Origin of the sequence: Streptomyces nigrescens, from assembly GCF_027626975.1 — a bacterium.
In the GTDB taxonomy this organism is placed as follows: Bacteria; Actinomycetota; Actinomycetes; order Streptomycetales; family Streptomycetaceae; genus Streptomyces; species Streptomyces nigrescens.
Genome location: NZ_CP114203.1, coordinates 2,036,515 through 2,055,153 on the forward strand (window position 1 = coordinate 2,036,515; position 18,639 = coordinate 2,055,153).

Here is an 18,639-nt window from a genome sequence, read left to right on the forward strand (position 1 = left end):
GCAGCACCGCACTCCCCCAGGAGGTGACACCGATGACGACCACCACGCTCACCAAGCAGCAGCCCGCCACGGCGGACCCGGGCACCACCGTGCCGTACGCCGCTCGCATCGACCATGTCTCGAAGTCGTTCGGCCGCACCGGCGCACAGCAGCATGTCCTGGACGACATCACCATCGATGTGGCGCCCGGCGAATTCGTCTGCCTCCTGGGGGCCTCGGGCTGCGGCAAGTCCACCCTCCTCAACCTCGTCGCAGGCCTCGACGCGCCGTCCGCCGGCGCCATCGAGACGCCGGGCGGCCGGCCGGCCCTGATGTTCCAGGAGCATGCGCTGTTCCCGTGGCTGACCGCGGGCCGCAACATCGAACTGGCGCTGCGGCTGCGCGGGGTGCCGCGCGCGGAGCGCCGCGACGAGGCCGAGCGGCTGCTCGAACTCGTCCGGCTCAAGGGCGCCCACGGCAAGCGGGTGCACGAGCTGTCGGGCGGGATGCGCCAGCGGGTCGCGATGGCCCGTGCGCTCGCCCAGGACAGCCAACTGCTGCTGATGGACGAGCCGTTCGCGGCGCTCGACGCGATCACCCGCGATGTGCTGCACGACGAGCTGACCCGTATCTGGCGCGAGACCAACCTCTCGGTCCTCTTCGTCACCCACAACGTCCGTGAGGCCGTACGGCTCGCCGAGCGGGTGGTGCTGCTGTCCTCCCGCCCGGGGCGGATCGCCCACGAGTGGCGGGTGGACATCCCGCAGCCGCGCCGCATCGAGGACTCCGCGGTCGCCGACCTTTCCATCGAGATCACCGAACAGCTCCGTGGGGAGATCCGCCGCCATGGCCAGCACTGAGACCAAGGCCCCGTCCACCGCCGCGGAGGCGGGTGACAGCTCCGGCGACATCGCCGGTCTGGAGGCCGGGCTCGACGCCCTGGAATCCAGGGTCGTCGACCGGCAGCCGTGGCTGCGCACCGCCACCTCGAAGGCGCTCCCTCCGCTGATCGCCATCGCGATCGTGCTCGCCCTGTGGCAGCTCGCCTACCACTTCGAGCTCAAGCCGCACTACCTGCTGCCGAGCCCCGTCGAGGTCGGCCACTCGCTGCAGCAGAAGTGGCTGGAGGGCACCCTGCTGAGCTTTGTGTGGACCAGTGTGTCCCGCGGCGCCCTCGGCTTCCTGGCCTCGGTGGCGATCGGCACGGTGCTCGGGCTGATCGTCGCCCGGGTCAAGGCCGTACGGGCCGCGATCGGGCCGATCCTGAGCGGGCTGCAGTCCCTGCCCTCGGTGGCCTGGGTCCCGGCCGCGATCATCTGGTTCGGGCTGAGCGACGCCACGATCTACACGGTGGTGCTGCTCGGCGCGGTCCCGTCCATCGCCAACGGGCTGGTGGCCGGTGTCGACCAGATCTCCCCGCTCTACCTGCGGGCGGGCCGCACCATCGGTGCCACGGGCTTCGCCGGGGTACGGCATGTGCTGCTGCCGGCCTCGCTGCCGGGCTACATCGCCGGGCTCAAGCAGGGCTGGGCGTTCTCGTGGCGCTCCCTGATGGCCGCCGAACTCATCGTGAACGCGCCCGATCTGGGCACCGGGCTGGGCCAGCTGCTGGAGCAGGGCCGTGAGCTCCAGGACATGTCCTGGGTGCTGTCCGCGATCCTCCTCATCCTCATCGTCGGCATCGGCATCGAGCTGCTGATCTTTGCCCCCGTCGAACGCCGGGTGCTGCGCAGCCGCGGCCTCCTCGTGAAGAGCTGACCCATGGACACCCGCCCCACGCTTCTCGTCATCGCCCACGGCAGCCGCGACCCGCGGCACGCCGCGACCGTCTCCGCGCTCTGTGCGCGGGTGCGGGCGCTGCGGCCGGGGCTGCGGGTCGAGGTCGGCTATCTCGACTTCAACGCCCCCCGGGTGCCGCGGGTGCTGGAGCGCCTGTCGGCCGAGGGAGTGCGGGACGTGGTGGCGCTGCCGCTGCTGCTGACCCGGGCCTTCCACGCCAAGTCCGACATCCCGGCGGTACTGCGGGAGGCGGCCGTCCGGCTGCCCCTGCTGTCCATCCGTCAGGCCGACGTGCTGGGCCCGTCGTCCCTCCTGACCGCCGCGCTGGAGCGCCGGCTGGAGGAAGCCGGGCTGCGGCCCGGTGACCGTCGTTCGACCGGGGTCGTCCTGGCCTCGGCGGGCTCCTCGGACCCGGAGGCGAGCGCAGTGATCGCTGAAATCGCGCGGGAGTGGTGGCGCACCGCTGGTTGGTGTGCCGTGCGTCCTGCGTTCGCCTCCGCATCTCTTCCCCGCACCGCGGACGCCGTACGGGCGCTGCGTGCCGAGGGCGTCCGGCGGGTGGCCGTCGCCCCGTACGTCATCGCCCCCGGCTTCCTCCCGGACCGGATCGCCGCCGGCGCCCGCGAGGCCCGCGCCGACCTGCTCGCCCCCGTGCTCGGCCCGGCGCCCGAGCTGGCCCGTCTGCTGCTGCGGCGCTACGACAGCGCGGCCCTGGCGCACGCCCGTGGGGACCTGACGGCGCTGAGCGCCTGACAGGTCCCCGGGGCGCGGCCGGTCAGCGCGTGGTGCGCAGCCAGACCGTCGTCCACGGCGGCAGTTGGTCGCCGGTGACCGGCGCGGAGCTCAGCAGCAGCTCACCGGCCGGCAGCGGCCGGGGCTCGTCCGTCAGGTTCGATACACACTCCCAGCCGCCCGAGCGGCGGAAGTGCAGGATGCCCCGCTCGGTCGCCGAGGTGTCGTCGGCCCATTCCAGCGCCTCGTCGGCCACCAGCCGGCGGCGGGTGGCCAGCGCGGTGCGGTAGAGCTCCAGGGGCGCGGACGCCTCGTCCTGCTGTGCCTCGACGGACAGCGCGCCCCAGCCCGGGGGCTGCGGCAGCCAGGAGCCGCCGCTGCCGAATCCGTACGAGCTGCCCTCGCGACGCCAGGGCAGCGGCACCCGGCAGCCGTCCCGTCCCTTCAGCGCACCGCCGCTCCGGGTCCATACCGGGTCCTGCAGGCTGTCGCGGGTGAGGTCGGCGACTTCGGGCAGGCCCAGTTCCTCGCCCTGGTACACATAGGCCGAGCCGGGCAGCGCCAGCATCAGCAGGGTCGCGGCCAGGGCCCGGCGCAGGCCGAACTCCCGTTCCAGGGCGGGCTCTTGGCCGTCGGAGAGCAGCCAGGCCTCTTCGTCGCGGCCGGCCGGGAGGCCGTAGCGGGAGGCGTGCCGGATCACATCGTGGTTGGAGAGCACCCAGGTCGCGGTCGCCCCGGCCGCCCGTGCGTCGGCGAGCGCGGTGTCGATGGAGGCGCGCAGCTCCGCGGCGTCCAGGGAGGCCTTGAGGAAGTCGAAGTTGAAGGCCTGGCCGAGCTCCTGCGGGGTGGCGTAGGCGGTACGGCGGGAGCTGCGCACCCAGGCCTCGGCGACGGCGACCCGGGGCGGGTCGTACTCGTTGAAGACCTTGCGCCACTCCCGGAAGATGTCATGGACCTCGTCGCGGTCCCAGAAGGGGTGGCTGCCGTCCTCGGGCAGGTCGCCGGGCGTGTAGCCCTCGACGGTGCCGATGTCGCGGAGCGGAGCGGCCAGGTCCTTCGCCAGCCCGTGTGCCACATCGACCCGGAAGCCGTCGACGCCGCGGTCGGACCAGAAGCGCAGCGTGGTGCGGAAGTCCGCGCGGACCTCGGGGTTGTCCCAGTTGAAGTCGGGCTGCTCGGGGGCGAAGAGGTGGAGGTACCACCAGCCGTCGGGCAGCCTCGTCCAGGCGGGGCCGCCGAAGCAGGAGATCCAGTCGGTGGGCGGCAGTTCACCGTGCTCGCCCTTGCCCTCGCGGAAGACATAGCGATCCCGTGCGGCGGATCCGGGCTCGGCGCGCAGCGCCTCCTGGAACCACACGTGCTGGTGGGAGGAGTGGTTGGGCACGATGTCCACCATCACCTTGAGGCCCAGGCGGTGTGCCTCGGTGACCATGGCGTCGAAGTCGTCGAGGGTGCCCAGCCGCGGGTCGACATCGCGGTAGTCGGCGACGTCGTAGCCGCCGTCGGCCAGCTCGGAGGGGTAGAAGGGGCTCAGCCAGACGGCGTCCACGCCCAGGCTCGCGAGGTAGGGCAGCCGGGAGGTCACTCCGGGGAGGTCACCGATGCCGTCGCCGTCGGAGTCGGCGAAGCTGCGCGGGTACACCTGATAGACGACGGCCTGCCGCCACCAGTCGGTGGTGTCGCGGGCGGGGTCGAGGTGCTGTGCGGTCACGTGGAGGCCTTTCGGGGCGGGAGCGGACGCATGGGGGCACCTCCCAGCGGTAGCTGCGGGAGGGGTACGGCGCGGTGCGGCGCCGGGTCGGACCGGGTGCGGCGGGGGCGGCGGGGGCGGCCACGGGGCCGGCCGGCACGGGGGCCGGGATCATCCCTTCACCGCGCCGGAGGTCATACCCGAGACGATCGAGCGGCGGAAGATCATGACCAGGACGCCGATCGGTACGGTGGCGGCCACGGCCCCCGCGAAGAGCGTCCCGTAGGGGACCGTGTACTGGCTGGTGAACAGGGCGATGCCGACCGGAACGGTGCGGTGGCCGTCCTCGCTGTTGAAGGTCAGCGCCAGGAGGAACTCCGCCCAGGTCGCGGTGAAGGTGAAGATGCCCGCGGTGAACAGTCCCGGCCGGGCCAGCGGCGCGATGACGGTCAGGACGGTGCGCAGCGGTCCTGCGCCGTCGACGGTGGCCGCCTCCTCCAGCTCACGGGGGATACCGACCAGGTAGTTGCGCATGATCCAGATGGCGAACGGCAGATTGAGCGCGACATAGGGCACGATCAGGCCCGCGTAGCTGTTGAGCAGCCCCAGTTGGCGCTCCAGCAGGAACAGCGGCACGACCAGCGCGATCGGCGGGAAGACGGACAGCATCAGCAGCGTGGTCATGATGGCGCCGCGGCCGCGCAGCGGGGTGCGGGCCAGGGCGTACCCCGCGAAGAAGGACAGCCCCAGTACGGCGACGGTGGAAACAGAGGCCACCAGCACACTGTTGAGCAGATAGCGGCCGATGCCGTTGCGGACGAAGGCCTCCGCGTAGTTGCCGAACGTGGCCGCTTCCGGTACCAGGCTGGGCGGGGCGGCGCTGATCTCGCCCGGTCCCTTGAAGGACGACGCGATCATCCAGTACAGCGGCAGTGCCGACAGCACCACGATCGCCAGTCCGCCGAGGTTGACGGCGTTGAGGTACCGGCGGATGCCGGAGGCCGGTGCACGGCGGTTCATGCCCGCCCTCCTTCGTCGGCCTGCGTCTTGAAGACCCGCAGGAAGAGCAGACAGCAACTGATCACGATCACGGCGGTGGTGGTGGCCACCGCGGCGCCCCGGCCGATGTCGAGGTTCTGGAAGAGCGTTTTGTAGCCGAGCATCGCCAGGGATTCGGTGGCGGTGCCCGGTCCGCCCTGGGTCAGGACGAACGGCAGGTCGAAGATGCCGAAGGCCTGCAGGATGCGGAAGAGGACGGCGATGGCCATGATCGGCCGCAGCTGCGGCAGGGTCACCTTCCAGAACGTCGTCCAGGCGCCGGCGCCGTCGATCTCTGCCGCCTCGTAGACATCGCCGGGGATCAGCATCAGCCCGGCGAGGACGACAATCGCGACAAAGGGTGTGGTCTTCCATACATCGACCACCACCATGGCGCCCATGGCGGAGGCCGGCTGCCCGAGAATGTCCGGCTGGCGGCCCAGGATCTGCTCGAAGAGCCAGGTCAGCCCGCCATAGGTGCCGTTGAAGAGATAGCCCCACAACTGGGCGGCGACGACATTGATCAGCGCCCAGGGCAGCAGCAGCACCGCCAGCACCCAGCCGCGGGCGGCCCCCAGCCGTTCCAGCACGAGCGCCGCGGCGGTGCCGAGCACCAGCTCCAGCAGGACGGTGACGGCGGTGAAGCCGAAGGTGAAGACGAGCGCATAGCGCCATTCCGGGCTGCTCAAGACGGCGGCGTAATGGTCGCCCGTCAGGGACAGCAGACGGAACCCGCCGTATTCCAGGCGGACATCGGCGAAGCTGAGCAGCAGCGAGAAGAGCACCGGGAAGACCGTCACGGCGGCGATGACGATCAGCGCCGGCGAGGCGAAGAACCAGCCGGTGCGCGCCCGTCGGCGCCGGCTCATCCGGGCCGGTCCGCCGCCGCGCGGTCCGGGTCCGGCCGGCGGTCCGGCCGGCCGCGGGACCGGGCCCCGCGCGACGATCGCGGAGGAGGTCGCGGAGGAGGTAACGGCATTCACAGGGCCCTGCCTTCCAGCGCGGTCCGGATGTCGGCGCGGGCCGCGCGCACGGCCTGGGCGGGCGTGGCCCGGCCGCCGGTGACGGCGTTGGCCTGGGTGTAGAGCGCCTTGCTGACCTGGGGGTAGTACGGGGTCTGCACCGGCCGGGCGACCAGCCGCAGTTCATGGGCCCGGGTGAGCGTCGGATCGCCGACCCGGCGGGCCTCCGGCCGGGTCAGCACCCCTTCGAGTGCCGGAATCACCCCGGCGTGTTTCAGCAGGATCATCTGCGCCTCCTCTCCGGCGCAGAAGCGGGCGAAGGCGACCGCGGCCCCGAGGTGATGGGAGTTGGGATTGACGAAATTGCTCCAGCCGCCGGCGCAGCTCACCCCGCGCGGACCGTCGCCGTCGAAGCCGGGGCGGGGGACGACCCCGACCCGGCCGGCCACCTTGGAGACCGAGCGGTTGGCCGCATTGCCCCAGGCGTAGGACCAGTTGCGCAGAAAGACGCCGCGGCCGCCGGTGAAGGCGTCCTGGGAGTCCGCTTCCGCGTAGGTGGTGACCGTACGGGGCGTGACCCCGGTCTCGGTGAACTCCCGCATCAGCGCGAAGGCCCGCTCCGCGCCCGGCCCGTTCAGCGCCACCCGGCCCGCTTCGTCCAGTACGGGGGCCTCGGCGTCGGCCAGGAACTCGGCGACATTGCAGGTCAGCGACTCCGATACGGAGGCCTGCCAGAGAAAGCCGTAGGCGGCGTCCCCGGCCCGCTGGATCCTGCGCGCCGTGCGCAGCAGCTCCTCCCAGGTGCGGGGCACCGGCAGGCCGTGCTTGGCCAGCAAGTCCTTGCGATAGAAGAGGAAGGAGTTGTCGGTGTAGAAGGGCAGGGCGTACACGGCTCCGCGGTACTCGCTGACCCGTCGCAGGGCCGCCGGATAGTCCCCCCAGAAGTCCTTGGGCAGCAGTGTCTGCACCGGCAGGGCAAGGGAGTTGGCGCCGAACTGGGCCGGCCAGGTGGTGTCGCCCAGGTAGACGTCGGGGGTGGGTGAGGCTCCCGCGAGCTGGGTGGTGACCGCGGCGCGGTTGCCGTCGGTGGTGCTGAGGGCGTTCGATTTCCGGACACGGAGGTGCGGATGGCGGCGCTCGAAGGCACGGATGATCAGGTCGGCCACCACCGGACCGTTCCGGGAGGGGATTTCGGACACCCACCAGACGAGGGTGGCCGGGGTACGCGGGACGTGGGCAGCCTGGGTCAGCAGGGTGTCCAAGGGCTTGCCCGCGCAACCGCTGGTGAGCCCGGCTCCGGCGGCGAGACCGCCCGCGAGCAGGGTTCTGCGGCTCAAGGCCATGAGTGCTCCTCACGTCTTGGCTGCCATCGATGACAGCGCTTGCAGGCTAGAAGTGGCCTTGTCACCAGGTCAACGGTTCGTGAACAACAGATTTCCTTGTGGATCCACTGGCAACGCTGTCATCGTCATTTTGTGCTAGCGTCCCGGCATGTCCTCAGCTCGGAGCGAGGCCACGATGGCCGATGTGGCCCATCGGGCGGGGGTTTCGGTATCCACGGTGTCGCGCACTCTGCGCGGACTGTCGACGGTCTCGGACACCACACGCGCCCGTGTGGAGGAGGCGGCCCGCGAGCTCTCGTTCGCGATCACCCGCAGCGCTTCCAGTCTCGTGACCGGCCGCACCGGACGGGTCGCCGTACTCCTCCCGCACCTGGAGTCGTGGTTCCTGAGCGCGGCGCTGGCCGGTATGGCGCCCGCGCTGCGCGAGGCGGGTCTCGACTTGCTGGTCTACAGCGTGGCCGATGTGCGCGAACGTGCCGATTTCTTCGACCGGTTGCCCGCCCGCCGCAATGCCGATGCCCTGCTCGTGGTGAGCTTCTCGCTCACCCCCGCCGAGCGTGCCCGCCTGGACGACCTGGGCATGCCCCTCGTCTTCGTCAGCCAGCACTCCCCGGGGCGCCCCAGCGTCTACGTGGACGACGCGGACGCCGCGCTGCGGGGCACCCGCCATCTGATCAATCTCGGGCACCGGCGGATCGCGTTCCTGCAGACGGTCGACGCGACGGGCTTCCACTGGAGCAGCAAGAACCGGCTCGCCGGACATCTGCGGGCCCTCGACGAGGCGGGGCTGGAGCACGACGAGGAACTCGTCATGAGCGTGCCGGGCTGGAAGGGCAGCGGGATGGGCGCGGCGGTGGGCCGGCTGCTGAGCCTCCAGGACCCGCCGACCGCCCTGTTCACCGAGACCGACGATATGGCGTTCCGCCTGCTGGCGGCGCTGCGGGAGGCCAATGTCCCGGTCCCCGGGCGGGTTTCGGTCATGGGCTTCGACGACCACGTCATGGCCGGGGTCCTGGGCCTGACGACACTGGCCCAGCCCGCCGCCGACCTGGGGCGCACCGCCGTACGCCTGGCCCGGTCGGTGATCGACGACTCCGACGGCGCCCATCAGCGCCACATAGTCCTGCCGACCGAACTCGTCCCCCGCGGCAGCACGGGGCCGCCGCCTTCGGGAAGCTAGGCCGCTTCCTTGCGGATCAGCCCCCGCCCGGCCGATCCGCAAGACCCACCCCGAACCGTCCCCGTACCGGCCCGGCGACGTGCGCCCCGCGAAAAACCGCTCGCGGCAGGACGGCTGTGGCACCACGATGAGGTGCCCGGAGTGGGCATGACAGGGGGAGACGGATGTCGAAGGCGCATGGGTTCACCTATGAGGAGCTGGGCGACGGATCCGTGGTGATGCGCCATCACGGACGTCGGGCGGCGGTGGTGCGGGGCGGCCGGGCCGAGCGGTTCCTGCGGGAAGTGGCGTCCGGCGACGCCCAGTTGGTGATGGCCCGGTGGACGGGCAACTACCGGCGGGGCAACGAACGGTCGGCCCGGCAGCATCCGAGGAACGCCGGGTGACGGTGTCCGGGGCCGGTGTCAGGACGTCAGCTCTCCGGGTTGGTGGACGGCGAACACCGCGTGGGCGTCGGGCAGTGTCCGGACGATCCGTTCGCCCGCCGCCCGGCCGTCACACGTCAAGGCCGCCCCGCTCGACGAGCTGGTCGGCGATCACCTTGCGCTGGATCTCGTTGGTGCCCTCGCCGACGATCATCAGGGGCGCGTCACGGAAGTACCGCTCGACGTCGAACTCGGTCGAGTATCCGTAACCGCCGTGAATACGCACCGCGTTGAGGGCGATCTGCATCGCGGTCTCGGAGGCGAACAGCTTCGCCATACCGGCCTCCATGTCCACCCGCCGCCCGGCGTCCGCCTCGCGTGCGGCGTGCAGTGTGAGCTGGCGCGCCGCCGAGAGGGACGTGGCCATGTCTGCCAGGTAGTTGCCGATCGTCTGGTGCTGCCAGATCGGCTTGCCGAAGGACTCGCGCTCCTGGGCGTAGGCGAGTGCGTCCTCCAGTGCCGCCCGGCCTACGCCGAGGGCCCGTGCGGCGACCTGGATCCGGCCGGTCTCCAGCCCCTTCATCATCTGGGCGAACCCCTTGCCCGTGACGCCGCCGAGCACGGCACCGGCCGGCGCGCGGTAGTCGTCGAAGGAGAGTTCACAGCTCTCGACGCCCTTGTAGCCGAGCTTGGGCAGGTCGCGGGAGACGGTCAGACCGGGCCCGTGCTCGACGAGGAGGATCGAGATGCCCCGGTGCGCGGGGGTGGCGTCGGGGTCGGTCTTGCACAGCAGGGCGATCAGCCGGGACCGCCGGGAGTTGGTGATCCAGGTCTTCGAGCCATTGATCACGTAGCCGTCCGGGTCCCTGCGGGCAACGGTGCGCAGGGCCTGGAGGTCGGAGCCGCCGCCGGGTTCGGTCAGGGCCATGGTGGCCCGGATCTCGCCGGTGGCCATCCGGGGGAGGTAGCGGGTCTTCTGTTCCTCGGTGCCGAAGTGCAGCAGCAGCTTCGCGACCACGGTGTGGCCGCCCATGGCACCGGCCAGGCTCATCCAGCCGCGGGCGAGTTCCTCGGTGAGGAGCACATAGCAGGGCGTGGAGACCGGAGTGCCTCCGTACTCCTCGGGGACGGCCAGGCCGAAGATCCCGAGGCGCTTCATCTGCTCGATCAGGGCCGCGGGGTAGGTGTCGGCGTGTTCGAGCTCCCGGACCACGGGCCGGACGTCCTTGTCGACGAAGCCGCGCACCGTCCCGACGATGGCCCGCTCGTCCTCGGAAAGACTGTCGAGAGTACTCACGCTGTGCTGCTCCTTGCCGGCGGGCGCGGGGGTGGCTTCGTCAGATGACGTGGTCGGCGCGGAGGCTTTCGATCTCGGCGGTGCCGTGTCCCAGCTCGGCCAGGATCCGCTCGGTGTGTTCGCCGACGGCGGGGACGGCGTCCATGCGCGGGGCGGTCCCGGCGAGGTCGGCCGGCGGCAGGAGCGCCGGCACGGTGCCGCCGGGAATCCCTACGTCGCGCCAGCGGCCCCGCTGCCGGAGCACCGGGTGGTCGAGGAACTGCTCGACGCTGTTGACCCCGGCGTTGGCGATGCCCGCGGAGTCCAGCAGCTTCGTCACCTCCCGGCTGTCCGACCGCCGGAACCGCTCGGCCACGATCGCGTTCAGCGCGTCCCGGTGCGTCACCCGGTCCGGGCCGGTGGCGAAGCGCGGATCGTCCACCAGGTCCGGGCGCTCCAGGAACCGCTCGCACAGGGCGGCCCACTCGCGCTCGTTCTGGATGGAGAACAGCACCTCCTGCCCGTCGGCCGCGGTGTAGGCCCCGTACGGTGCGACGGTCGCGTGCTGGGTGCCGAGCCGCGGAGGCTGGGTGCCGCCGAACCGGGTGTAGTAGGCGGGCTGGTGCATCCATTCGGCCAGCGCCTCGAAGAGGGAGACCTCCACGGCGCGCGCGACACCGCTGACCGCCCGGGTGTACAGGCTGGTCAGGATGCCCGAGTAGGCGTACATACCGGCGGCGATATCGGCGACCGACACCCCCGCACGGGCGGACTCCTCGGCGGTTCCGGTCAGGGACACCAGACCGGTCTGACACTGGATCAGCAGGTCGTACGCCTTGCGGTCGGCCCAGGGCCCGGTGGTGCCGTAACCGGAGATGGTGCAGGGGATCAGCGTTTTGTGCCGCCCCGCAAGAGACGCCGCGTCCAGCTCCAGGCGGGCGGCCGCGCCCGGGGCCAGGTTCTGTACGAACACATCGGCGCCGACCAGCAGTTCCTCCAGGATCTCCCGGCCACGCGTCGACTTCAGGTCCAGGGTCAGGGACTCCTTGGACCGGTTGAGCCATACGAAGTAGCTGGACTGCCCCTGCACCGTGGTGTCGTACCGCCGGGCGAAGTCGCCTCCGTCAGGGCGTTCCACCTTGATCACACGTGCGCCGAGGTCCGCCAGTTGGCGGGTGGCGAAGGGGGCCGCCACGGCCTGCTCGACGCTGACGACGGTGATGCCGGAGAGCGGAAGCTCGGTCATACGGTGACCTCCAAGGCTGAGGGAGCGCGGCGGCCCGGCTGCTGCTGCTGCTGCTGCTGCTGCTGCTGCTGGAAGCATGCGATCAGGCGCCGGGTGAGCGCCACCCGGCCAGTGACATCATGAACATGCATGGCAGGGGCAAGGAAAGAGCGAGAACTGATGGTGCCATGCCGGATGAGCATGGCCGCTCAGGAGCGAGCGGTGGACCTCAAACAACTGGCCGCTTCGTCCAGGAAGACCCGAGGAGCCGCATGTCAGACCACCCTCAGCAGCTCCACGCCTCGACCCGTGCCCAGGACGGCACCGTCCTGGCCTATCAACGTCACGGCGCCGGACGCCCGTTGATGCTCCTTGCAGGACAGGCGAACAACCACCACTGGTGGGACGGAGTGCGCGAGGACTTCCACGCCACACACACCACGGTCACCATGGATTACCGCGGCACCGGGGCAAGCGGCAAACCCGACGGGCCCTACTCCACCCGGCTGTTCGCCGACGATGTGATCGCGGTCCTGGACGACCTGGGTGTCGAGCGGGCCGATGTGTACGGGACCTCCATGGGCGGCCGCGTCGCCCAGTGGGTCGCCGCCCGCCACCCGGACCGGGTCGGCCGCCTCATCCTGGGGTGCACCTCACCCGGCGGACCGCAGGCACAGGAGCGGGACGCCTCGGTACGGCGTGCCCTGGCCCAGGCCGATCCGACCGCGTCGCGGCAGGCCCTCCTCGACCTGATGTACTCCCCTGCCTGGCTGGCGGACCATCCCGGCCCGTACACGACGCTCGGCGACCCCGGGATGCCCCCGCACGCCCGCCGGGGCCATCTGGTGGCCAGCAACGAGCACGACGCCTGGGACGCGCTCCCCCGGATCGTGGCGCCCACCCTGGTGCTGCACGGCGATCAGGACCGGCTCACGCCCGCGGCCAACGCCCCGCTGCTCGCCGCCCGTATCCCCCGGGCCCGGATGCGCCTCTTCACCGGCGCACGCCACGCCTACTTCCAGGAATGCCGCCCCCGGGCCGGCCGCCTGGTCAGGGCCTTCCTCGCCGGCCAGGAGGACCTTCCGCTCCCGGAGGCCGGACACGGCTGACCGGGCGGGTCCCCGAACGCCCGCCGGCCGGGCCGCGGCTCACCTCGCGCCTCCCGTTCCGCGGGGCCGCCCGTGGCGTTCCGCCCACGTCACGCACCTGCCCCCACGCCCTCCGTGTCCGCGAGCGGGCCCTGTTCGAGCAAGCGCGTACGGAAGAGGTCGAGCACCCCGTCCAGCGCCGCGCGGGTCGGCTGGCCCGGTGCGTCGATGAGGTGCTCGGTCAGTACGGCGTGCGGCGACTGCACCGCGTCGGGACGCGCGGCGGAGTCGTCCAGTTCGACGGCGGTGAATGCCTCGCCGAGCTCGCGGCGCAGAAAGGCGAACCGGTCACCCGGTACCAGCCGGTCCCCGCGGAACCGGAGCCCCATGACCCGAAGGCCCTCGCGCTCACACCGCCCCCGGACGGTGGCGAGTTCCTCGGCGGAGATATCGGTGGTGCCGGCCCGGCTCTTGGTAACGGGCAGCGGCATGGACGGCTGGGACAGGACGGGGGCGAGAAGGCGCTCGTCGGTGGCCATGGCCAGGGCGAAGCCCCCGGTGAGACACATGCCGACGGCCCCGACGCCGGGGCCGCCGCAGCGCTGGTGCTCGTGCGCGGCCAGGGCCCGCAGCCAGGTCACCACGGGGGAGGACTTCCCGGTGGCCAGCACGGTGAATTCCCGGCTCACGCACACCTTTCCGATGGACGAGGCCATATAGAGTCCGGCCTTCAGCCGGCCGATGTGCGCGGGGTCGGCATCGCGGCCGGGCGTGCCGAAGAGCACCGGGAGCACGGCGGTGCAGCCGATGGCCGCCACGCGTTCCGCGAACTCCAGCACCTTGGGCGTGATCCCCGGTATTTCCGCCAGCACGATCACGGCGGGCCCCGTGCCACGCCGCAGAATCCGGCGGGTGGTGCCGTCGTGGGTGAAGGTGCCGCGGTCAAAACCCGTCAGGTCATGATCTGCCATGGAAGCCCCCGCTTCGGTCGGTCGCTGCTCGGACTGGTCCGGTGCGGCTCTCCGGCCGGGGCGTCTCGCCCCCGTCCGGCGCCGTTCCCGCGCCGAGACTACCCAGCGGACGCCGCTCGTAGGACCCCATTTAACGCGCCCTCCCCGCTCAACTGACCTGCGGGCGGCGGCAATACGGTGCGGCCTACCCCGCTCGCCAGACGGTGCCCCGGCGTTCGTACTCCAGCACCTCTTCGGCGACGAGGGCAGAGTGCGGTCCGTAGTGGCGCTCGACGAGCCACAGGGCGAGGTCGATACCGGAGGTGACTCCCCCACAGGTGACCAGGTCGCCATCGTCGACCACCCGGCCGGCGACCACCTTCCCGCCCGCTTCCGCCAGCTCCTTCTTGGCGATGTGGTGCGTGGTGCAGGGCCGTCCCCTGGTGAGGCCGGCGGCGGAGAGCAGCATCGTCCCGGTGCACACCCCCGCCAGGGTCAGACCGGTCCGGCGAGCCGCGGCCAGCGCCTTGGGCAGGGTGCCGAGGCGGATCTGCTCGCTCACCCCCGACCCCTTCCCGTAGCCGCCTCCGGGCACGATGATCACGTCGGCCGAGCGCGGCGACCACGGTGCCCGGATCACGATCTCCATACCGGACGACGTGGTCACCGTCCCCGGTCCGCCGGCGGTGACGAACGTCTGCTTGAGCCGGCTCGGCTCGATGATGCCGAAGACCTCCACCGGTCCGGCGAAGTCCTGTTCCTCCACTCCGTCGTAGAGCACCGTGTGCACCCGCAGCGGCCCACGACGTGGCTCGGCGGGTGACGCCGGGGCGGTCGTGACCGCCCCGAGGCCGAGGCCGGCCGTGGCGACCACGCCGGAGCGAAGAAGATTCCGTCTGTGCATGTCGTGCTCCAGAAAGTGTTCGGCGACGCGATGTGCCGCCAAGTCTGTCCACGCCGACGGCCGTCGAACAGTGGCATGACTGCCCATGGTCCGTAAGATCCGGCCAGGTGCGAGCGGCGTCGGCGCGGGCGGCCCGCCGCCGCGGGCCTGGGCACTCGGACGACGGTGCCCGTGAAGACCTGACCGAAGCGCAGCTCGCCTTGAACCCGCTCCCACTCCGCGTCCGTCACTTGCGCATCTTCACAGCTCAGCAGCTCTGGAACGTCGCGCGGTAGGCGGTGGGGGTGGTGCCGACATGCCGGGAGAAGTGGTGCCGGAGCGTTTCGGTCGACCCGAACCCCGCCGCCCGGGCGACCCGCTCCATGCTCAGGTCGGTCGTCTCCAGCAGCTCTCTCGCCCGCTGCAGACGCCGGTGGAGCAGCCACTGCAGCGGAGTGGTCCCCGTCTGCGCGCGAAACCGCCGGGACAGGCTGCGGCTGCTCATCGCGGCCCGGCGGGCGATGTCGGCGACGGTCAGCGGTTTGTCGAGGTTCTCCTGCATCCACTCCAGGACCGGCCCGAGGTGGTCGGTGTTGCTGGGGGGATCGCGGTGCTCGATGAACTGCGCCTGGCCGCCGGCTCGCTGCGGCGCCATGACGATCATGCGGGCGGTACGGGCCGCCGCGGCCGCCCCCAGGTCCCGGCGCACCATGTGCAGGCACAGATCGAGCCCCGCGGCGACGCCCGCGGAGGTCAGGATCTGACCGTTGTCGACGAACAGGACGGAGGGATCCACCTCCACGTCCGGGAAGCGCTGCGCCAGTTGGCCGGCGAACATCCAGTGCGTGGTCGCCCGGCGCCCGTCGAGCAGACCGGCCTTCGCGAGCACGAACGCCCCGGTACAGATCGACGCCACGCGTCCGCCCCGGTCGGCCACCTCGCGTATCAGCCGCAGGGCTCGCGGCGACGGCGCCCGGTCCGGGCGGACACCGGGCACGATCACCGTGTCGGCGTCGCGGGCGTCGTCCAGTCCGTACGGCGAGGAGATCCGGAAGGACGGATGCCGGCCGGCGGTCGCGGTGACCGTCCGCCCCGCACACACCCGCACCTCGTACGCAGGGCTGCCGTCCGGGCCGTGCGCCATGGCGAACACCTGGCAGGGGATGGTCAGATCGAAGGCCGCCACGTCCTCAAGAGCCAGGATGGCAACTGTGTGCATGTGTCCGGAGCTTAGCTCTCAGCCACCTGGAACTCGCTGCCGGTGCCGCCTTCTGCCGGGCCATCAGCCGTGCGTCATAGCCATGCGCCTTGACCGAGCGGCCCGGCAGAAAAGCGGTTGCCCACGCGGAGTGCGGCACCCAAGCTGCTCCCAGTACCCCCGCGCTGCCGTGCGGGCATACTCGGAACCGGGCCGGGGAGGAAGCGTGGGACGGCGGTACGTGGCCAGAGGAGTACCGGGCGGCTACCGGATCTGGGACAACAGAGGGCGCCGCTGGTGGGGCGACCACTACGAACTCTGCCCCGACGACCTCCTCAGTGAACTGAACGGCAAGGCGAACTACGAGAAGATCACCGCACTCCTCAAGCGGTACCGGGCGCAGAAACGCTAGGGCTTGTCCGACAACGCCAGGCCCCAACGCTAGGTCGCTTCCGACTCATCACGGTGCGGCGATCAAGCCCACGGCCACCCCATGGCCCTCGTTACTGGCCCACCCTTCCGTCGACGCACTCGCGCAACAGGTCGGCGTGCCCGCAGTGCCGGGCGTACTCCTCGACCCTGTGCACCAGCAGCTCCCGTACGGCGATCCCTTCCTTCCCCACCCGCTCGCCCAGGTCCGGGTGCTCGGCCAGCGCGGCATCGGTCGCGGCCTGCTCGCGCTCCAGATCGGAGTACGCCGAGTCGACCACGGCCTGCTCGGCCACCGCTCCATGGAAGTCCGCGTCCTTCGCGCCGTACAGCTTCGGCAGCGGGTCACCGTCGGTGATCCAGTTGCGCCAGTCCCGTTCCGTCTCGGCGAGGTGCCGGACCAGGCCGAGCAGCGACATCGTCGACGGCGGCACCGACCGACGGGCCAGTTGCTCCGCGTCCAGACCCTCGCACTTCATCCGCAGGGTCCTGCGGTAGTTCGTCAGGAAGTCCTGCAGCGTCGGAAGCTCGCCGTCCGGACCAGGTCCTTCGCTGCGGGGGTCGTCGTCCGGATCGGCCCACATGTCGGGGTAGACGGTTGCCTGGGTCCATCGCGCGGGTTGGTCACTCATGCATGGCATGTTCGTCCGTGACGGCCCGCACTCGCCACTGAATTCCCGCTTCGAGGTGACGTCATGGGGCGTTATGGGAGGGGCGTCATGGGGGCGTCATGATGAGGGGCCGGTCTGTGCGCAGGGGGGGCGCGTTCGTGCCGTCCATGCGATTGCCGGTGCCGGGGCGCGCACGCGGCGGCCACCCCCTTCCCGATCTGTAACGGTCCAGCCTCAAAGGGTGACTCCGACATTTGCTCAGATTGCTCTTGTGGTGCACTTGTTGGACGTGAGCTCGGCTCATGCGTGGGGGGAAGAATGACGCATTTGACGACATGCCCCGGATGTGGCCGGGAAGCGGTTCCGGGGGCCGCGTACTGCGGCTCCTGCGGAGCGGCCTTGGAGGCCACCGAGGCGACCGCGACGCTGCCGCAGCAGCCTTCCGGCCCTCCCTCACCTGCGCCGACAGCGCCCGGCCTGGCCGCCAACCGCCGCACCGCCGTGCCGCGTTGGGGTAACGGCCGGGATCTGACCAGGTATCTGTGTGCGGCCGCCTACCTGGACCGCGCCTACGCCGGGTCGCTCATCAAACAGGTCGCCGCCGAACCGCATCTGGGGGTGGCGGCGGCCCCGGCGTGCGACATCCCCGTGGTGCTCCGGCACGCCTATCTGGCCAACGCGCGCCGTCACGGCCGGGATCTCGTGCTCACCGTCCTGCTCCTGCTGGCCTTCGTCTTCACGTTCTGGGTCGCCGACGGGGGGATCACCCTGCTGGCGCTCTTCCTCTCCTGGGTGACGGTGCTCTCCTTCGAGCTCTCGACGAAATACGGTCGGCATCTGCAGAGCCTGCGCCCGGACCGGTTCGACCCGGCGGCCGCGCCCCCGCCGCTCAACGGCGATATCGCGACGCGTCTGCGCCAGATCGGCGAGTACGCCGACGGGAACGTCACCACCTACAGCGGCTATTCACCGTTCATCGGCTACGGGGCCGAGCTCGACTCATGGTCCCTGACCTTCGACGTCACCACATCGAGCCGGCCGGGGGGAGAGCCGCAGGAATTCGATGTGACGGAGCTCTACGCCCATATCGCCGAGCGCGTCAGCACCCTGGCGCTGCCCTGTCTGGAGATCGAGGAGCGGCTCTTCGCCGACGGGGCGACCCTCCTGGGGGACACCCGCTTCCTGCCCGAACCGCTCGGCCGGCCCGTCCCCCGGATCCCCTTCGATCAGCTGGACGCGCTGAAGCGGACGCCCGAGGAAGGCGCCCGCCCTTATCTGGCGGTGCACTCCACCGGCTGGGGCGGCGAGTTGGTCACCTCGCTGTTCCTGCGCTTCGTGCGGTCGGACTCCAACCTCTTCGTGGAAGCCGTCCCGACGGTGTTGTTCCCCCTGCTCGACCGCTACCGGGTCATCGACACCCTGATGCCCCGCCCGCCCCTGGGCGAGCTCGCCAAGCTCGTCTCGGAGACGGCGGTCAGCACCGTTTTCATTCTGCTGGCCTCGCCCGTGCGCGCGATCGCGGGATTCGCCCCCGACTACGGGATGTCCCGGCGGTTGCGCCGCCAGAGAAAGCTGATCACCAGGCTGCGCAGCTTCGACTACGGGGCGCGGCAGAGCGTCCGCCGGCAGGCCGCGGCCACCCGCCACCAACGGCATTTCCAGAAGGCCGACAGCGGCATGGTCCTGAAGACGGTCGAGAAGCGGGTTCTGGACGCACTCGTCGAATTCGCCGAGGCGCGTGGCATCGACGTGGGCGAGCTGATCCAGCGTCAGCAGACGATCATCAACAACGGCATCATCGCGTCCCACGGAGCGCGGGTGGACTCAAGCTCGGTCGCCTCCGGCGACAGGTCCCGGACCGCGATGAACATCATCAACAAGATCCCGCTGCTCAAGCTGGACTGACGAACC

Annotated in this window: 19 protein-coding genes; 8 read left to right on the top strand and 11 right to left on the bottom strand. The window is 71.1% G+C overall.

From position 1 onward, the window contains the following. Positions 1-32 precede the first annotated feature (32 nt). The 3 genes from STRNI_RS09190 to STRNI_RS09200 are packed head-to-tail and all read left to right on the top strand — an operon-like array spanning position 33 to position 2,511. Positions 33-839, top strand: a complete 807-nt coding sequence (locus STRNI_RS09190; protein ID WP_018088962.1) for an ABC transporter ATP-binding protein — start codon at positions 33-35, stop codon at positions 837-839. Further along, positions 826-1,737 (top strand): ABC transporter permease, encoded by a 912-nt coding sequence (locus STRNI_RS09195; RefSeq protein WP_093648495.1) that lies wholly within the window; start codon positions 826-828, stop codon positions 1,735-1,737. Before STRNI_RS09190 ends, STRNI_RS09195 begins: the two co-directional genes overlap by 14 nt. Positions 1,738-1,740: 3 nt before the next feature. After that, positions 1,741-2,511 carry a sirohydrochlorin chelatase gene (locus STRNI_RS09200; RefSeq protein WP_148591004.1) on the top strand — a complete coding sequence of 257 codons (771 nt, stop codon included), beginning with the start codon at positions 1,741-1,743 and terminating at the stop codon, positions 2,509-2,511. 22 nt (positions 2,512-2,533) lie between these two features. Here STRNI_RS09200 and STRNI_RS09205 read toward each other — a convergent pair whose 3' ends face one another. From STRNI_RS09205 to STRNI_RS09220, 4 genes are all read right to left on the bottom strand, one after another. Continuing rightward, the gene (locus STRNI_RS09205) at positions 2,534-4,201 is read right to left on the bottom strand and encodes a glycoside hydrolase family 13 protein (protein WP_277410910.1); all 1,668 of its coding nucleotides are present in this window, start codon (positions 4,199-4,201) and stop codon (positions 2,534-2,536) included. A 150-nt stretch (positions 4,202-4,351) separates the two neighbouring features. Next, the gene (locus STRNI_RS09210) at positions 4,352-5,200 is read right to left on the bottom strand and encodes a carbohydrate ABC transporter permease (RefSeq protein ID WP_274738657.1); all 849 of its coding nucleotides are present in this window, start codon (positions 5,198-5,200) and stop codon (positions 4,352-4,354) included. Beyond that, positions 5,197-6,087, bottom strand: a complete 891-nt coding sequence (locus STRNI_RS09215; RefSeq protein ID WP_037741263.1) for a carbohydrate ABC transporter permease — start codon at positions 6,085-6,087, stop codon at positions 5,197-5,199. The genes STRNI_RS09210 and STRNI_RS09215 overlap by 4 nt, the downstream gene beginning before the upstream one ends. 110 nt (positions 6,088-6,197) lie before the next feature. Further along, positions 6,198-7,523 (bottom strand): extracellular solute-binding protein, encoded by a 1,326-nt coding sequence (locus STRNI_RS09220; RefSeq protein WP_018088956.1) that lies wholly within the window; start codon positions 7,521-7,523, stop codon positions 6,198-6,200. A gap of 148 nt (positions 7,524-7,671) precedes the next feature. Here STRNI_RS09220 and STRNI_RS09225 point away from each other — a divergent pair, with 148 nt between their 5' ends. Continuing rightward, entirely contained in the window at positions 7,672-8,703 is a 1,032-nt protein-coding gene (locus STRNI_RS09225; RefSeq protein WP_277410911.1) for a LacI family DNA-binding transcriptional regulator, read from the top strand. Between the two features lie 164 nt (positions 8,704-8,867). Further along, complete coding sequence (locus STRNI_RS09230) at positions 8,868-9,089, top strand: hypothetical protein (RefSeq protein ID WP_148589083.1); 222 nt, start codon at positions 8,868-8,870, stop codon at positions 9,087-9,089. Positions 9,090-9,198: 109 nt separating this feature from the next. Here STRNI_RS09230 and STRNI_RS09235 read toward each other — a convergent pair whose 3' ends face one another. From STRNI_RS09235 to STRNI_RS09245, 3 genes are read right to left on the bottom strand one after another with little or no spacing between them, the layout of a single operon-like run. Beyond that, positions 9,199-10,365, bottom strand: a complete 1,167-nt coding sequence (locus tag STRNI_RS09235) for an acyl-CoA dehydrogenase family protein (RefSeq protein ID WP_109893579.1) — start codon at positions 10,363-10,365, stop codon at positions 9,199-9,201. 40 nt (positions 10,366-10,405) lie between these two features. Further along, the gene (locus STRNI_RS09240) at positions 10,406-11,590 is read right to left on the bottom strand and encodes a CaiB/BaiF CoA transferase family protein (protein WP_277410912.1); all 1,185 of its coding nucleotides are present in this window, start codon (positions 11,588-11,590) and stop codon (positions 10,406-10,408) included. Then, the gene (locus STRNI_RS09245) at positions 11,587-11,721 is read right to left on the bottom strand and encodes a hypothetical protein (protein ID WP_277410913.1); all 135 of its coding nucleotides are present in this window, start codon (positions 11,719-11,721) and stop codon (positions 11,587-11,589) included. The genes STRNI_RS09240 and STRNI_RS09245 overlap by 4 nt, the downstream gene beginning before the upstream one ends. Before the next feature lie 120 nt (positions 11,722-11,841). Between STRNI_RS09245 and STRNI_RS09250 the strand changes: the two genes are divergently transcribed. After that, on the top strand, positions 11,842-12,678 hold the full coding sequence (locus STRNI_RS09250) for an alpha/beta fold hydrolase (protein WP_277410914.1): 837 nt from the start codon (positions 11,842-11,844) through the stop codon (positions 12,676-12,678). An 89-nt stretch (positions 12,679-12,767) separates the two neighbouring features. Here STRNI_RS09250 and STRNI_RS09255 read toward each other — a convergent pair whose 3' ends face one another. The 3 genes from STRNI_RS09255 to STRNI_RS09265 form a co-directional block, all read right to left on the bottom strand. Continuing rightward, complete coding sequence (locus STRNI_RS09255; protein WP_266443551.1) at positions 12,768-13,628, bottom strand: dienelactone hydrolase family protein; 861 nt, start codon at positions 13,626-13,628, stop codon at positions 12,768-12,770. Positions 13,629-13,812: 184 nt separating this feature from the next. Beyond that, a complete protein-coding gene (locus tag STRNI_RS09260; RefSeq protein WP_167540502.1) occupies positions 13,813-14,511 on the bottom strand; it encodes a DJ-1/PfpI family protein in 699 nt (232 codons plus the stop codon). A gap of 247 nt (positions 14,512-14,758) precedes the next feature. Next, on the bottom strand, positions 14,759-15,709 hold the full coding sequence (locus STRNI_RS09265) for a GlxA family transcriptional regulator (protein WP_148589088.1): 951 nt from the start codon (positions 15,707-15,709) through the stop codon (positions 14,759-14,761). A gap of 220 nt (positions 15,710-15,929) precedes the next feature. Here STRNI_RS09265 and STRNI_RS09270 point away from each other — a divergent pair, with 220 nt between their 5' ends. Next, positions 15,930-16,100: a hypothetical protein gene (locus STRNI_RS09270; RefSeq protein WP_174876319.1), complete on the top strand. Its 171-nt coding sequence runs from the start codon at positions 15,930-15,932 to the stop codon at positions 16,098-16,100. 91 nt (positions 16,101-16,191) lie between these two features. On the opposite strand, the gene STRNI_RS09275 is transcribed toward STRNI_RS09270, so the two are convergent. Then, positions 16,192-16,758, bottom strand: coding sequence for a DinB family protein (locus STRNI_RS09275; RefSeq protein WP_159485550.1), 567 nt, complete (start codon positions 16,756-16,758; stop codon positions 16,192-16,194). Between the two features lie 369 nt (positions 16,759-17,127). Here STRNI_RS09275 and STRNI_RS09280 point away from each other — a divergent pair, with 369 nt between their 5' ends. Continuing rightward, positions 17,128-18,633 carry a zinc ribbon domain-containing protein gene (locus tag STRNI_RS09280; RefSeq protein WP_159485552.1) on the top strand — a complete coding sequence of 502 codons (1,506 nt, stop codon included), beginning with the start codon at positions 17,128-17,130 and terminating at the stop codon, positions 18,631-18,633. Positions 18,634-18,639: the final 6 nt, after the last annotated feature.